This window comes from Fretibacterium fastidiosum (assembly GCF_964642095.1).
Taxonomy (GTDB): Bacteria; Synergistota; Synergistia; order Synergistales; family Aminobacteriaceae; genus Fretibacterium; species Fretibacterium fastidiosum.
The window spans coordinates 36,573-51,411 of record NZ_OZ209244.1 but is presented as its reverse complement, the minus strand read 5'-3'; the positions used below and the strand labels follow the sequence as shown (position 1 = coordinate 51,411).

At 63.7% G+C, this 14,839-nt stretch carries 12 protein-coding genes; 3 read left to right on the top strand and 9 right to left on the bottom strand.

Features of this window, described 5'->3' with window-relative positions:
* Positions 1–128: 128 nt before the first annotated feature.
* From argH to ACK28C_RS00190, 8 genes are all read right to left on the bottom strand, one after another.
* Complete coding sequence (gene argH / locus ACK28C_RS00225; RefSeq protein WP_015555804.1) at positions 129–1,514, bottom strand: argininosuccinate lyase; 1,386 nt, start codon at positions 1,512–1,514, stop codon at positions 129–131.
* A gap of 56 nt (positions 1,515–1,570) precedes the next feature.
* On the bottom strand, positions 1,571–2,566 hold the full coding sequence (locus tag ACK28C_RS00220; RefSeq protein ID WP_015555805.1) for a dimethylarginine dimethylaminohydrolase family protein: 996 nt from the start codon (positions 2,564–2,566) through the stop codon (positions 1,571–1,573).
* Positions 2,567–2,579: 13 nt separating this feature from the next.
* Positions 2,580–4,133, bottom strand: a complete 1,554-nt coding sequence (locus ACK28C_RS00215) for a Na+/H+ antiporter NhaC family protein (protein WP_208872466.1) — start codon at positions 4,131–4,133, stop codon at positions 2,580–2,582.
* A gap of 433 nt (positions 4,134–4,566) precedes the next feature.
* Entirely contained in the window at positions 4,567–5,283 is a 717-nt protein-coding gene (locus ACK28C_RS00210) for an ATP-binding protein (RefSeq protein ID WP_409152296.1), read from the bottom strand.
* A gap of 214 nt (positions 5,284–5,497) precedes the next feature.
* Positions 5,498–5,947: a hypothetical protein gene (locus tag ACK28C_RS00205; protein WP_409152295.1), complete on the bottom strand. Its 450-nt coding sequence runs from the start codon at positions 5,945–5,947 to the stop codon at positions 5,498–5,500.
* 145 nt (positions 5,948–6,092) lie between these two features.
* Positions 6,093–8,216, bottom strand: coding sequence for a complex I subunit 5 family protein (locus ACK28C_RS00200; RefSeq protein ID WP_409152294.1), 2,124 nt, complete (start codon positions 8,214–8,216; stop codon positions 6,093–6,095).
* The gene (locus ACK28C_RS00195) at positions 8,213–9,703 is read right to left on the bottom strand and encodes a proton-conducting transporter membrane subunit (protein ID WP_015555806.1); all 1,491 of its coding nucleotides are present in this window, start codon (positions 9,701–9,703) and stop codon (positions 8,213–8,215) included. Before ACK28C_RS00195 ends, ACK28C_RS00200 begins: the two co-directional genes overlap by 4 nt.
* Before the next feature lie 8 nt (positions 9,704–9,711).
* Positions 9,712–11,205, bottom strand: a complete 1,494-nt coding sequence (locus ACK28C_RS00190) for a complex I subunit 5 family protein (RefSeq protein ID WP_409152293.1) — start codon at positions 11,203–11,205, stop codon at positions 9,712–9,714.
* Between the two features lie 438 nt (positions 11,206–11,643).
* Between ACK28C_RS00190 and ACK28C_RS00185 the strand changes: the two genes are divergently transcribed.
* The 3 genes from ACK28C_RS00185 to ACK28C_RS00175 all read left to right on the top strand — a co-directional run bounded on the left by ACK28C_RS00185 (position 11,644) and on the right by ACK28C_RS00175 (position 13,120).
* A complete protein-coding gene (locus ACK28C_RS00185; RefSeq protein ID WP_015555807.1) occupies positions 11,644–11,907 on the top strand; it encodes a type II toxin-antitoxin system RelB/DinJ family antitoxin in 264 nt (87 codons plus the stop codon).
* Between the two features lie 2 nt (positions 11,908–11,909).
* Positions 11,910–12,188, top strand: a complete 279-nt coding sequence (locus ACK28C_RS00180; protein WP_208872471.1) for a type II toxin-antitoxin system YafQ family toxin — start codon at positions 11,910–11,912, stop codon at positions 12,186–12,188.
* Between the two features lie 206 nt (positions 12,189–12,394).
* Entirely contained in the window at positions 12,395–13,120 is a 726-nt protein-coding gene (locus tag ACK28C_RS00175; protein WP_015555808.1) for a sulfite exporter TauE/SafE family protein, read from the top strand.
* 181 nt (positions 13,121–13,301) lie between these two features.
* Here the strand turns inward: ACK28C_RS00175 and ACK28C_RS00170 are convergent, their stop codons facing one another.
* Complete coding sequence (locus ACK28C_RS00170) at positions 13,302–14,510, bottom strand: M20 family metallopeptidase (protein ID WP_015555809.1); 1,209 nt, start codon at positions 14,508–14,510, stop codon at positions 13,302–13,304.
* Positions 14,511–14,839: the final 329 nt, after the last annotated feature.

The following is a 14,839-nucleotide window of genomic DNA, read 5'->3' as shown; positions in this document are numbered from 1 at the left end:
CCTTTCCATGCCCGTGAATTTCACCTGTCGATGCAGGAGAGTTTATGAACCATCAGTTTAACACGAATCCCGGCGGGAAAGGCAGAAACGGACGCAGCTTTTTGAGGCGGAGGAGCGACGCGGCGGCTTCAATCCCCCCTCGCCCTCGCAAGCCACTCTCTGCCGGCCTCAACCTGCCGCCGCACCTCCGCGGGAGCCGTGCCTCCGTAGGACCTCCTGGCGTTCACACAGGCCCTGATGCCGATGTCGCCCACCGTGGACCTGGACAGGCGGGGGTCGATGAGGGCCAGGTCCGTGTCAGTGAGGTCCTCGAGGCGGCAGCGTTTTTTCTCGCAGGCCCTCACCATGTGCCCTACGATCTCGTGCGCCTCGCGGAAGGGGATGCCCTTTACGACCAGGTGCTCCGCCGCATCCGTGGCATTGAGAAATCCCTTCTCCAGCTGCGCGTTCAGTGCGTCCGACCGGAACGAAGCGGCCTCGATCATCTTCTCAAAGATACGGAGGCTCGCCTTCCACGTGTCGATGGCGTCGTAGACCTTCTCCTTGTCCTCCTGAAAGTCCTTGTTGAACGCGAGGGGAGTCCCCTTGAGCACGGTGAGCAGCCCCATCAGGTCGCCATAGACCCGGCCGACCTTTCCGCGAAGGAGCTCCGCGATGTCCGGGTTCTTCTTCTGCGGCATGATGCTGCTCCCCGTGCAGAAGCTGTCGTCGAGGGCGAGGTAGGAGAACTCGGTGCTGTTGTACCAGACGAATTCCTCGGCCCATCGCGACAGATGCATCATGGAGATGGAGGCCGCGCTGAGGAACTCGATCATGAAGTCGCGGTCGCTTACCGTGTCCATGGCGTTCTCCGTGGGTGCGGAGAAGTCGAGGGCCTCTGCGGTGGCCTGCCGGTCGATGGGCAGGGTGGTTCCCGCAAGGGCACAGGCTCCAAGGGGACAGAAGTCGGTGCGCGCACGGCAGTCCTGAAGGCGGTCCATATCCCGCCGAAACATCTGAAAGTACGCCATGAACCAGAAGCCGACGGTGATGGGTTGGGCGTGCTGCATGTGGGTGAAGCCCGGCATCAGGACGTCCGTCCCCGCCTCCGCCCTGTCCAGGATAACCTTCATCAGGTCCACCAACGCCCTCTCGATCTCGCGCATCTCCCGGCGCAGGAGCATCGTCGTGTCCAGCAGGCTTTGGTCGTTCCGGCTCCTGGCGGTGTGAAGCTTCTTGCCAACGTCGCCTATGTCCTTGATGAGGCGGGCCTCCACGCCCATGGCGATGTCCTCGTCCTCCACGGTGAAACGGATCGTTCCGGCGTCCAGCCCCTCCCGAATCCTCTCAAGTCCGGCGACGATCGCATCCCGTTCGGCCTCCGTCACGATGCCCTGCTTCGCCAGCATGGCGACGTGAGCGATGCTCCCCTCGATGTTCTCGCGGTATGCCCTCACGTCGAAGCCGATGGAGGCGTTGAACTCCTTGACGAGTTGGTCCATGTCCTTCTCAAACCTTCCAGCCCATAAAGCCATTGAGCGCCCTCCTTCATCACTGTCACACGATTTCAGATCGCCTGCGCTGTCCGGCGTCAGTCCCTCTTGAGAAATGCCGTCATGCAATGGACGCTCCCCCGGCCCTTGTTCAGCTCCGAAAGGTCGAGTACATCGACCTTGATTCCGTTCCTCTCCAGAAGCTCCACGGCCTGAGGTGCCTGGTTGCTGGTGACGACGTGACCGTTGTCGATGGCTACGAAGTTCGTGGCGTACCCATATTTCGTCTCCGTCAGGGAGGGCGTCTCCAGGACCTTGAAGCCCTTCTTCTTCAGGCGGTCCACCACCTCGTAAGGGACCTGCATGGCGTGGATCAGTACGGTGTCCTCACTCGCGATGTTCAGCAGACCGTCGATATGGCAGTGCCCGTATGGTATCTGCATGGGGATGACGTCGGTCACTCCCTGTCGGGTCAGCTCCGACGCCATCTGGTCATAGCCGCTGCGGTTGGCCCGCACCGACAGGGAGAGGATGACGCAACGGCGGTCCACCCACATGGCGTTGGCTCCCTCGAAGATCCCGTCTCCGGCGATGGTCTTGACGATGGGGATGCCCAGGTCGGCACAGGCCTGCGCCACGTAGCGCTCCTCGCCGCGTCGCTCAGCCATGCCCAGACGGCAGATGACGGCGCCCTCCGGCGTCATGAAGAGCTTGTCCCTGCAAAACACGGCGTTGGGCCGGTCCTCACGGACGCCGGGGGTGTAGAACACCTGGACGCCATGGTCCCTGTAGTACTGCGCCAGGGCATCGTGCTGGCTGCGGAATTTTTCGGGGTCCACCGCCTCTCGAAAGCGGACCGCCCCGGGGTCGAAGCCCTCGACCTCCTTGCCTGGCCTGTGGAGCAGGACGGCCCTCAGCCTGGCGTACTCCGAGGAACAGCCCCAATCGCCCCCCCAATACTCCTTGAAGTCCTCCTCGATGCGGGTTTCCAGGGAGAACCACCGTTCGCCGGGGATGGCCTTGACGTTGGCCATCTCCTGACCGTGCTCCAGCTGAGCGTCGAGGTCGATCATCGTCTTCGCTATGTTCGGCATCTTGCGTCGCCCCTCAGAGGATTTCTTCCGCTTCTCCGCCGGGTGCCCTGACCTGGCCGTGTCTTCGGACGGACGCCTTGTGCAGGGCGTAGACCGTTGCGGTCAGCGCTGCTGCGCCGAGGACGAGCATGATCGCGCTGGGGAGCCATCCGGCGATGAGGAACAGGACGCTGCTGATCGCCGCGCAGGTGCTTCCGTAGGGCATCTGGGTTTCAAAGTGGTCGATGTGGTCGGACGCCGCGCCGATGGACGCCAGGATGGTGGTGTCGGAGATGGGCGAACAATGGTCGCCGTACAGCCCGCCGCTGATGATGGCTGCTGACGTCAGGGGGAGGGACACGTTCAGGCTGATGGCCATGGGGAGCCCGATGGGAAACAGGACGGCCATGGTGCCCCAGGAGGTCCCGGTGGCGAAGGACATGACGGCGCCGATGAGGAAGAGGAGAAGGGGCAGGATGGACGGGTTGAGCCAGCCCTCGGTGACGCGGAGCAGGTAGCCCGCCGTACCCATCGCGGTGGAGACGCCGGACAGGGACCAGGACAGGACCAGCACCACGCACATGAACATCATGTTGGCCCAGCCGCCGCTGATGATGCTGAGGCACCGGTCGAAGCTGAATATCTTCTCCAGGACGCAGATGACGATCAGAACGATGGTCCCGACCATAAATCCTGCCGCGACGCCCGTGCGGATGTCCGATCCAGCCACCTTGGTGTGCCAGAGCCCTTTGTAGGTCAGGTACGAGAACATGACGGTCAGGAGCACGACGAGGGGGACCACCATGGTGTATATCTTCGGGGTCACGCCTGACGGCAGGTCGTCGGCCTGGGCCTCCGCCCGCATGGGCGTACCGCCGGCGCGAATGGTCTCGCCCAACTGCATCGCCCTGTTCTGCGCCCTCAGCATGGGGCCGTAGTCCCACTGCGTGACGGCCATCAGCCCGGCCATGAAGAGCGTCAGGACGGCGTAGAAGTTCAGGGGAATGGCGGCCATGAACACGCTGAAGTCCGTCGAGGCGGTGATCCCGGCCTTATCCAGCTCCGGCTGGATCAGGGACATGGTGTAGACGCCCCAGCCGATGATGGGGATCAGGGCACAGATGGGGGAGGTGGTGCAGTCCAGAATGTAGGAAAACTTTTCCCTGGACACCCGCAGCTTCTCCGCCAGAGCCTCGAAGATGGGGCCCACGATGAGGGAGTTTCCGTTGTCGGTAAACCAGATGGCAAGTCCACCGAGCCAGATGCCGGTCTCGCACTTGGCCCGGGTGTCGATGCGCCGCGTGACCGCCGAGGTGAAAGCACTGGCGCCGCCGGACTTTGTCAGCAGCGCGACGAATCCGCCGATCACCACCATCATGAAAAGCGCCTGCATGTTGATGTCCTCCGCGACGGCGTTGAACATGTAATCGTGGATCATGCGGGTGAGTCCGAGAAAGGGGTTCCAGTCCGCCAGGATCACAGAGCTGACGAACACGGCGACGAAAAGGGACACGATGATGTTCTTCGTGAGCACCGCCAGCGCGATGGCGAGCACCGGCGGGACCAGCGACAAAAAGCCATAGTCCACGTACAGCACCTCCTTGAAGAAATGCCGGGGCGATGATCTCCCCGGATGACGAAAGCCGACGAACAAGGGCGCAGGCCCGGAAGCTCTGCCTTTGAGAATGCCTCCCTCCCTTCGCGGGGCCATGCGGCGGACCGGCGCTCCCGACAGAGGGGGCGCTTTTGGTATTCGCATCATTATAGGGCCATAACGTCAATTCCTCAAGAAGGCGGACACGCCGGCTATCCCGCGGTCGTCTCTCCAGGAGACGGGCGGAGTGGTCGAGCCGTGCCGGGGCCTCCCGCCTGCGAGGTTCCGAAGGGCGGTAACTCCTTGCCTTCTCCTGGAGCCATTCAAAAGCGCGGAGGCCCCCGGTCTGGAGGCCTCCGAATCGAAAACGTCTGGCGTGTCGCGGCCGGCGCTCACCGCTGCGGAGTGTTCCGTCCCTGCCGTTCCCTCAGTCCAAGACGTTCCCCTCGGTGGAGATCGTCACGACGCGCCAGGGGATCATCTTGCCGCAGTTCATGAGCGCGGTCTTCGCGGCCTGCTCCAGCCCCCCGCAGCAGGGGACCTCCATGCGCACGATGGCCACGTCCCGGACGTCGTTTGTCTTCAGGATCTCCGTCAGCTTCTCGCTGTAGTCCACGCTGTCCAGCTTGGGGCAGCCGACGATCGTGACGCGCCCGCGCATGAACTCCTCATGGAAGCGGGCGTAGGCGTAGGCCGTGCAGTCCGCCGCCACGAGGAGCTTCGCCCCCTCGAAGTACGGCGCCTTCACGGGGACCAGCTTGATCTGCACGGGCCATTGAGCCAGCTGGGACGCGAACGCCTGGGGCGCTGCCGGCGCGGCGGGCTCCGGCCTGGGGCGAAGGCTGCGCACCTGGCGTCCCGGGCAGCCCGCTGGCGGCTCCTCCCCGTTTTTTTGAGCGGCGCTCCGGCGCGCCATGTGCTGCAGCACCGCCACCCGGTCGTACTCGGCGGCCTCGCGTTCCGTGAAGGTGATGGCGCCGGTGGGGCAGGCGGGAAGGCAGTCCCCCAGCCCGTCGCAATAGTCGTCCCTCAGGAGGCGCGCCCTGCCGCCCTCCATGGCGATGGCCCCTTCGTGGCATGCCTCGGCGCACGCCCCGCACCCGTTGCACTTGTCCCTGTCGATGTGTATGATCTTCCGAATCATCCCAAAGCCTCCAAAAGTGATCGGGGGTTCCCCTGTTTGTGGCGTTATGATAGCGCGCCCGCCGCGGAAAGTCGGTTGGAAAGACAACGAAACGCGCCGGGAGGACGGGGCTGCGGGACGGGCGCTTCGCAAGCTCCAGCAGGCTCTGAGGGGGTGGGACAAAGGACGACCGGCGGAGCGGGCCGCCGGCCGTCAGCAGGACGTTCCCGAAGGGCTAGATGTCCGCGTCGATCATTGCGGTGACGCCCACGCCCTGCACTCGGTTGAACCTCTCGATGGGGTTGATGGAGTCGATGGGGATGAGGATGCGCACGCGCACCCCCTTGAACTCCGCCTCCAACTGGGCTGCGGCCTGCGTCCGCTCCACGGCGGACTTCGCCTGTCCGCCGACCTGCGCCGCTCCGATGTGGGTGCCGTCCCCGATGGAGACGATGGGGACCACCTTCGTGTAGCCCTGGAACTTCGCGTTCCGATTGAAGGTCACCGTGTTGATGAAGTCGTCGAGGGGCTCCGCGAGGGCCTTCACCAGCGCGCCGCCGCCCACGATCAGGGCCCCCTTCTTCAGGATGTCCCCCAGGTCCAGGGCCGTTGCCGAGGTTGGCACCGCGGCCAGGCTGAGGGCGGCCAGGAGGAGTACTGCCGTCTGCTTCCTAAAACGATTCATAAGTCTCACCTGCTTATCCCGTTTTTTGGCGGGAACGCACGGGGCGTCCCGTCGTCATGCGCCACAGCGCCGCAACATAATGGCATATCCCCCTCGCCGAGGGAAGGGTTTTTTTAACGAGTCCGCCTCCGTGGCGTCGGTGGCTTCAACTCCGGCTCGCCATGAAGATCGCAAGGAGGATCGCGAAGGCCGCCAGCGCGCAGGCCATGGGCAGGCCGCGGGAGTCGGGCGGCGGTTCCGTCCATGGCTTCCACGGGTCGGCCTCGCCCCTGGGGCGGGCGCGGCACCCGTCCTCCGCACGCTCCAGCGCCGACAGAGGGAGGGCGCTGGCCAGGGCGTCCAGGGCGCGAGCTGCGGGGAAGCCGATGCGGGGCAGGCCGTTCAGGAACGCCTCCGCGGCGCGGTTCACCGCAGGGGCGGCGAGCCTCCCGACTCGGAGGGGCAGGGTCAGGAGCGCTGAGGCCGCCCGGTCCATCGCTGTGGCGAACGCGCCGCCCAGGAGGGGGAGGACGCGGAGCAGGAGGGGGCGGTAGATCGCTCCTTCGAGGTCCAGTCCGTCGGGCCAGCGGTTCAGGAAACGATAGCGCCCGCCCGGCGCGCGCCGCATCAGGAGCCGGCGGATGAGCAGCGCGTAGACTGCCGTGCCGATGACGAGCGGGATTACGGCCCCAGCCAGGGCCTCCGGCGAGAAGTAATGGACGGCCCGGTGCTCCACGGGGCCACCCATGAAAGGCGCTGCCATGATGCCGACGGAATCCGTCAGACGGTGGGGCAGGGCTCCCAACAGGGGCAGAAGGAGGGCCGGCAGGGTCAGGGCCGCGGCGCTGACGGGGTTCATGTACCTCTTTTTCGCCACGGCAACGATCCGGGGCTGCGGGCGTGCGGCGAACAGGGCAACGAAGAGCTTGAGGACGTAGGCGACGGTGAGCCCGCCGCTGATGAGGAAGGTCCACTCGACCAGGCCGAAGAACTGCGGCTCCGTCAGGCCCAGGGCGTTCAGGAAGGCGGGGACGACGCCCGCGCTGCCGTGGGACTCCAACAGGTGCAGGTGCTCCAGGATGCTCTCGTGCAGCAGCGTCTTGGCGATGTAGCCGTTCCAGAGGGGGACGCCCATCAGCCCCAGGGCCCCCATGGAGAAGGCGAAGCAGAACAGCGGCTTGCCGCGGCCGAACCCCTGAACGTCGTTCAGGTCCAGCGCTCCGGTGTTCATGTGGACGACGCCGGCGGACAGGAAGAGCACCAGTTTGACCAGCGAGTGCCCGACCATGTAGAGCGCGACCCCGCGCGCAGCCAGGTCATTCTCCGGCCCCAGGAAGCCCAGCATGGCGACACCCGTCAGAATGAAGCCGAGCTGTGACATGGAGGAGCAGGCCAGAGTCCTCTTGAGGTTGACGGAGAAGACGCCCAGAACCGCTCCCAGGACCATCGTCACGAGGGCTGGCAGCAGCAGGATCAGGGCCCAGGTCGGGTCGTGGCGGAACAGGGTGGCGCTGAGCATCAGGATGCCGAAGACCCCCGTCTTAGTCAGGAGGCCGGAGAGCAGCGCGCTGGAGGGCGCGGGGGCTGCGGCGTGAGCGGTGGGCAGCCACACGTGCAGCGGGAAGATTGCCGCCTTGGCCGCGAAGCCGACGAGCATCAGGAGCCCCGGCCCCAGGAGGTCCTCCGCCCGAGCCTTCAGGGCGGCGGGGGACAGCGAGTCCAGGGCCAGCGTGCCGAGCTCCCGGTAGAGCAGGGTTAGGCCCAGGAGCGTCGCCATGCCGCCGATGATGGTGACGGCCAGGTAGGTCTGGGCTGCGCGGGCCGCCTCCGGCGTCTCATCCTGCGCCACCATGACGTAGGAGGAGAGGGACATCATCTCGAAGAACACGAAGGTGGTGAAGAGGTCTGCCGAGAGGAAGACGCCCATCATGGCGCCCTGGGTGATGAGGACGAAGAGGTGGTAGCGCCTGCAGTTTTTGTGGTGCGTCAGGTACTCGCTGGAGAAGATTGAGGCCACGGCCCACATGAACGCAGTGAGCACCGCGTAGATCAGGCGAAAGCCGTCGAGCTTCAGGGACAGGCCCAGCCCACAGACCCCCTTCAGGGTGAAGGAGGCGTCCGCAAGGCCGCGGCAGAAGCAGACGGCGGCCAGCTCGATCAGCGTGACGGCCCAGACGGCGCAGTCCAATACACGCCTGTCGGAGCGCCCGATGGCGAAGGCGAGCGCACCTCCTGCTGCGGGCCACAGCACGAGGAGGGGAAGCATGTAGCTGCCGCTTGTGGACGTCATGGGATCGCCTCCGGCAGGGTGCCGGGCACGGCCCGTTCAAAGAAGCCGAGGACGGGGTCGGCCCAGAGGCCAAGGAGCAGCGCACTGGCGGCCAGTAGCCCGATGGGGATGAGCATGGCGGGACCTGGATCCGTGATGCCGTAGTTGGCGGCGCGGAGGTTGAAGCCCCTCCCCGGCATGACGGCGACGCAGAGGACCTGCAGGACGTAAAACGTCGTGAGGAGGGCAGAGGTCAGCATGGCCGCCAGCCCGAAGAACCCGATCGGGGAGGAGGCTCCTGCAGAGGCGGCGGCGATGCCGAGCCGCCACTTCGCGATGAAGCCCGCCATGGGGGGCAGGCCGACGAGCGCCAGGGCCGACAGGAGAAAGGCCAGAAACGTCGCCGGCATCCCAAAACCCCAGCCGCGCATGTCGAATAGGAACCTCCGCCCCGACTGGCACAGGATGGCGCCGGCGCAGAAGTAGAGGTTTGCCTTGATCAGGGCGTGGGCGGCCATCTGCGTCATGCCGGCGGACAATCCGGAGGGGGTCAGAAGCAGCGTGCCCAACAGGACGTAGGCCAGTTGTCCGATGGTGGACCAGGCCAGGCGCAGTTTGAGCCGTTGGGAGGACAGGGCCATGCACGCCCCGTAGACCGTCGTAACGCAGGCCAGGGCGAAGGCCGCCAGGTGAGCCCAACTGCCGTTCAGGGCGTCGGGGCCGAAGACGTACCACGTGAGGCGGATGATGGCGAAGACGCCCGCGTTCGCCACCGCGACGGCGTTGAGGAGTGCGGAGGCGGGCGCCGGGGCCTCGGCAGAGGCGACGGGCCAACCGCGCAGCGGGAGGACGGCGGTCTCCAGTCCGAATCCGAGGAACCCCAGGAGGTAGATGAGGTACAGCAGGTCCGGCTTCCTCAGCGCGTCGGCAGGAAGGCAGCCTCCGGGCACGAAGTCCACGTTTCCGATGAAGGCCGTGGCGAAGGCCAGGGAGAGCAGGGTGCAGAAGACGCCCCAGCCCAGGGGGAGGGAGAACGCCACCTCGGCGATGCGCTGCCCTTCGCGCCTCGTGATGGGCAGGACGGCCAGGATCAGGAGCTGGCAGAACAGGCAGAGCGTCGTCAGGTTCGCCGCCAGGGCCACGCCCGCGGCCGCGCCGTAGGCCAGGGCGAAGCAGACGAAGAAGGGTTTGTCCCGATGCGGAGTGCGGCTCATGTAGCCGAGGCCGTAGAGGGCGACGAAGGGACAGAGACACGCCAACAGTGCGGCGAAGGCCGCTCCCGCCCCGTCAAGGCGGAGGGCCAGGGAGAGGTCGTGCGAGAGACGGAGCAGCGTCAGCGTTCCCACGGGGGGCCGGGCTGCAAGGTACAGGAGGAGGGCGCTGTTCGACAGGACGGCGCCCCCGGCGAAAGCGCAGAAGCCCGTGCGGCCTTTGAAGCGTCGGAGCGGCAGCGCCGCGGCGGCCAGTGCGGGGAGGAGGATGGGGAGGAGCAGGACTCTGTCGTCCATGGCGGGCCTCAGAGGATCGCTTCTGCGATGTCGTCGAAGCAGCGGACGAGGGGGCCGGACAGGACGCCCGTGAGGAGGGAGCCGGCGCTCAGCAGGTACTGGGGCAGGCGCATGTTGATGGACATGTGGACGGGCTGGAGGTGGCTGTCGTCGAACTTCGCGCCTGGGAAGAAGGCGTCCGTGACGATGGGCATGAGGTAGCCCGCGGTGAGGATGGCGCTGATGAGCAGGACGACGATTCCGGCGATGCCCAGCCAGCCCAGCGTCGGGTCGATGGCCCCTACGGCGGCGTACCACTTGGCCGTAAAGCCGCCTGTGACGGGGAGGCCGATGAGGGAGAGGGAGGCCAGGGTGAAGCAGGACATGGTGATGGGGAGCACCCGCCCCACCCCCTTGAGCTGGTCCGTGAAGTGGTAGTTGGAGGTGGGCATGGTGAAGTAGATGACGACGCCCGCGCTGAGAAAGAGGCAGGTCTTGGCGAAGGCGTGGGCCAGCACCTGCAGGAGCGCCCCCACCACCCCAGACGGCGTCAGGAGCATCATGGCGAACACGACGTAGGAGACCTGGCTGATGGAGGAGTAGGCGATGCGCTTTTTCAGGTGCTTTTCCAGGTAGGCCAGCATAGAGCCGATCAGGATGGTGAGGAGCGCCGTGTAGATGACGGCCGTTTGCACCCAGGTACCCCGCAGGAAGCTCGCCCCCGCCAGGAAGTAGACGACGCGGAACATCGCCACGATGCCCGCCTTGGTGATGAGCCCGGACAGCACGGCGCTGGCCGGCGTGGGGGCTACGGGGTGCGCGATGGGCAGCCAGGCGTGCAGGGGATACAGGCCCGCCTTCGCCCCAAAGCCTATGAGGGTGACGAAGGTGACGGTCAGGAGCGTGTTCCGTTGGGCAGGGTCCGTCACCGCTCCCATGACGCCGCCCGGAGTGAACTCCGTGGAAACGCCGCAGGCCTGAAAGAAGAAGAAGCCGCCGAGGGCCAGCCCCGCTCCGGTGAGGGAGTAAAAGAGGTACTTCACGCCCCCGCTGATGGCCTCCGTTCGCTGGGAGTGCATGACCAGCGGAAGCGTCATGAAGGTCAAAAGCTCGAAGAAGAGGTAGAGCGTCAGGAAGTTGGCTGAACAGGCGACGCCGTTCAGGATGCCGCAGGTCGCCAGAAAGAAGGCAAAGAAGCGGTCCTCTGGCGGACGGTGGTGCAGGTACTCGAATGCGTAGAGGGTGACGAGGGGCCAGATGAAGGCGATGAGGAGGATGAAGACCCTGGCCAGGGCGTCCATGCGAAGGGCCAGCCGCAGGGAGTCCGTGGCGCGCCACAGCACGAGGAGCTCCCCGTTTGAGCAGAACGCGACCGCGCAGGCCAAAAGCCCGCTGAGGATGGTGGACAGTTCGACGTAGACGTGTCTTTGCCGGTCGTCATGGACGTGGTGAAGTAGCAGGAAGATCCCTGCAAGGATGGGAAAGATGACCGGAAAGAGCGTCAGCAGTGCCTGATGCGTCATGAGAGTGCGCCTCCTCATTAGGGTTAGAGTTCAGGATCAGGGAACGCGCTGGGACCCGTGGGGGCGGCGAACGGCCCTCCGGCCGCTCCCGCCGTCCCTACTATTATAAAGCATAACGGCCATAAGGACCGGGTGCGGGCAGGATGCGGCGATGCGAGGCGGCCCGAATGCTATAATGAATGCAAGTCGTGCCTGCAATCACGTGCCGCCTTGGCGTTGAACGTTGGCATCGGCGGTATGAGATTTGGATAAACGAATCGACAGGATGTAACCATCGAAAGTGAATTTTGCGAAGTTGTCGTCTTCGAGCCGCACGCGCTTCCTTGCTTCTCCGCATGATGTCCGGCGAGTTGTCCGCTGAAAATATTGACATAGCATGACAATTCATTATGATTTTCTTGTGAACGTCATGATTGGTCGATTTATTGGAGGTGCGTTATGGCTACAATACAAATCCGAGTGGATGACAACACCAAAGCGGCTGCGGACAGCCTGTTTTCAAGCCTGGGACTGGACACCTCGACGGCGGTCAGGATTTTTCTTATGAAGGCGCTGGAACATAACGGCATTCCTTTTGCCGTAAGTCATCGCGTCCCCACCCTGGAACTCATGGAAGCCATTCGGGACACTCGGGAACGTCGAAATCTGCATGGTCCCTTCAAGACGGCAGAAGAGGCGGTCGCTTCCATGTTGGAGGATTGACGGTGCTTGAAATCGTCTACACCAACAGAATGAAGCGCGACGTCAAATTGATGAAGAAGCGCGGCAAGGATATCTCTAAGCTTGTCAAGGTTCTCTCCCTCCTGACAAGCGGTGAACCGATACCTTCCCAATATCGGGATCACCCGTTAAACGGTGAACTGAAAGATTTTCGTGAATGCCATATCGAGGGGGACTGGTTGTTGCTTTACCAGATTTTCGAGGACAGACTGATTCTCTCCGCCTCGGGAACGGGCACGCACGCCGATCTCTTCGGAGCGTGAACAGGCCGCCAAAGGATGGTTTTCCGCCCGCCATCCAGGGTTAGGGTAGCCCATCGGCGTCCGGCGGGGTTGACGCAATACAAGGAGTACTGGTCAATGCGAGATGTGGGCGGGCCGTTAGTGGAGGGGCAGTGATGCAACGCCGGAGGCCGGCAACCTCTGCTGTGGTTGGGCGCCCTCATGTCGGGGAAAATGGAGATGATCGGATGGATTGGGTCGTGGCAGCGGCAATGATGGGCGTAACCGTCGTCGGTGGCGTCGTCGCAAGCGTGTGCGGCTTCGGCTTTGGGGCAGTGGCCATGGCGACGTGGCCGTACTTTCTTCCCTACCAGCAGGCCGTGGCCGTCTCAGCGCTATGCGGTCTCAGCACGGCGCTGATGATCGCTGTGCCACACCATCGCAGCATAAACTTCAAGATCCTGCTGCCCTGTTCGCTCGTGGCCCTGTGCTGCTCGGCGGCGTCGGTGCAGTTGTCCCTGGGGGCCGCGGAAAAGTTCATGATTCACGCACTGGGCGCGATGTTGATCGCCGTTTGCCTCTATTTTATCTTCCTGGGCGGAACGATCCGCATCAAGGGCACGCCGCTGAACGGCGTCATCGCGGGTGCCATTGGGGGCACCTGCGCGGGGCTTTTTTCCGTCGGCGGGCCTCCGGTTGCGATCTATCTCCTGGCTGCGACGGACAGCAACGAAGAGTACCGCGCGACGCTGAACGCCAGTTTTTGCTTCACCTCCGGCATCTCGACGTTCGTGCGGTGGCACAACGGCGTCATCACGTCCACGACGTTTCACCTATGGCTGCTCATGCTGGCAGCGCTTGCCCTTGGCGTCTTCCTTGGCAACAAGATATTTTACCGGCTTGACGCAAAGAGGCTGCGCTTTGCCGTGTACGGCTACATGGCCGTTTCCGGCGTGACGATGCTGCTGAAGTGAGGAGTATGCTCCATTCCAAGCCCAATGCGCGTTGCAGTCCTGTCTCGGCCCTTCAGGGGCGCCGCTGCGTTGACGAAGGACGGCGAGGGGAAGCGTAAACGGCCACCGTTTTTACCGACTGTGAGGTGAGTGCCCGTCAGGCGCCTAAAGGGGCCCTGACGGGCACTCACCTCTTATAGGGTTATAGGGTCGGACCAGCGATCGCTCCATTCAGCTCCAGCACGGCCTGAACGAAAAAACCCGCCCCCACGGGAAGGGCCTCTTCGTCAAAGACGAAGGTGGGGCTGTGGAACCGGGTCGGTTCTTTGCCCTCCTGCCGGATGCCCAGCCGTGCGAAACAAGAGGCTGGAATCTTTTCGCAGTAGCAGGCATAATCCTCCGAGCCCATGCGCGCCTGACTCATCGTCTTGACGTGTTCTTCACCGAGCAGCTTCGCGGCGGCGGAACGCATGGCGTGGACCACGTCGGGATCGTTGACCAGGGGCGGCACGCCATAAACGTAGTCGAGCTCGTGAGTGCAGTTGTAGCCGGCAACGATGGAGCTGATCATGTGGTCCATCACATCCCTGATCCTGCTGCGGCTCGCTGGGGACTGACAGCGGATGGAGCCGCCGAAGGTCACTTCAGCGGGAATGATGTTCTTCGCCGTTCCGCCGTGGAAAGTACAAATCGAAAGGACGACGGGATCGACGGCGTTGAATTGACGGGTGATCAGACCCTGAAGCGACATGACGCAGTTTGCCGAGGCGAGCAGGGCGTCTGCGCCCGAATTGTGGGGGTATGCGCCATGTCCGCCGACGCCCTTGACGGTGACGGAGAACGTGTCGGAGGAGGCCATGCTGGGGCCTTCGCGGAAAGCGATGTCACCCGTAGCGAATTCAGCGATGCCGTGCTGCCCCAGGATGACGTCCACGGTTGGGTTCTCGAGGCAGCCGAGACGAATCATCAGCTCCGATCCTCCAAGGGTTTCTTCGGCAGGTTGAAAGATGAGTTTGACCACGCCGCTGAAGCGATCGGGCATCGACGTGAGGATTTTTGCAGCCCCCAGGAGCATTGCGGTGTGGGCGTCGTGACCGCAGGCGTGCATCACGCCTGCAACTTCCGAGGCGTCGGGGACCGCAGCCTCCTCCTGAATCGGCAGGGCGTCCATGTCGGCCCTGAGGGCGATCACCCTGCCGGGGGCGTCTTTCTGGCCGCGAACGATTCCCACGACGCCGACCGGTGTGTCTATGGGCTGAAGTTCGATGCCGAGCTTCTTCAGTTCGGAGCGAACGAAGGCCGCGGTTTCGATTTCGTGCATGCCAAGTTCGGGATGGCGGTGGATGCGGCGTTTGCATTCCACGAGGTAGTTCCGTATGCTTTGAGCTTTCTCCATGATCTCTGAAGCCATGATCTTCCTCCTGACTTTTTTCACCCCGCCTGGAGGAGTGTTGCACTTCCGGAGGCTGAGGGCAACCTGATGGCGCGTAACGAACGACCTGTATATTGTATACAAGTTTGCTTTCTTTGCATAATCGATCGAAGCGTTAAGTTTCGCTGATTAAATTCGGAGCCCCGATTTTATCCTGGGCAAGAATAGAATGAATGGGGTATTTTTCGTGTTTTTTACTCAAAACAGGGCGCTTTTTTGCGATTGCGCACTGTCGCGTTGAATGGGTTCAGCAGGCTTGCATTTTGTATATTATTTGCTAGAATCAAAGAAGCCGTGGATATTATTTG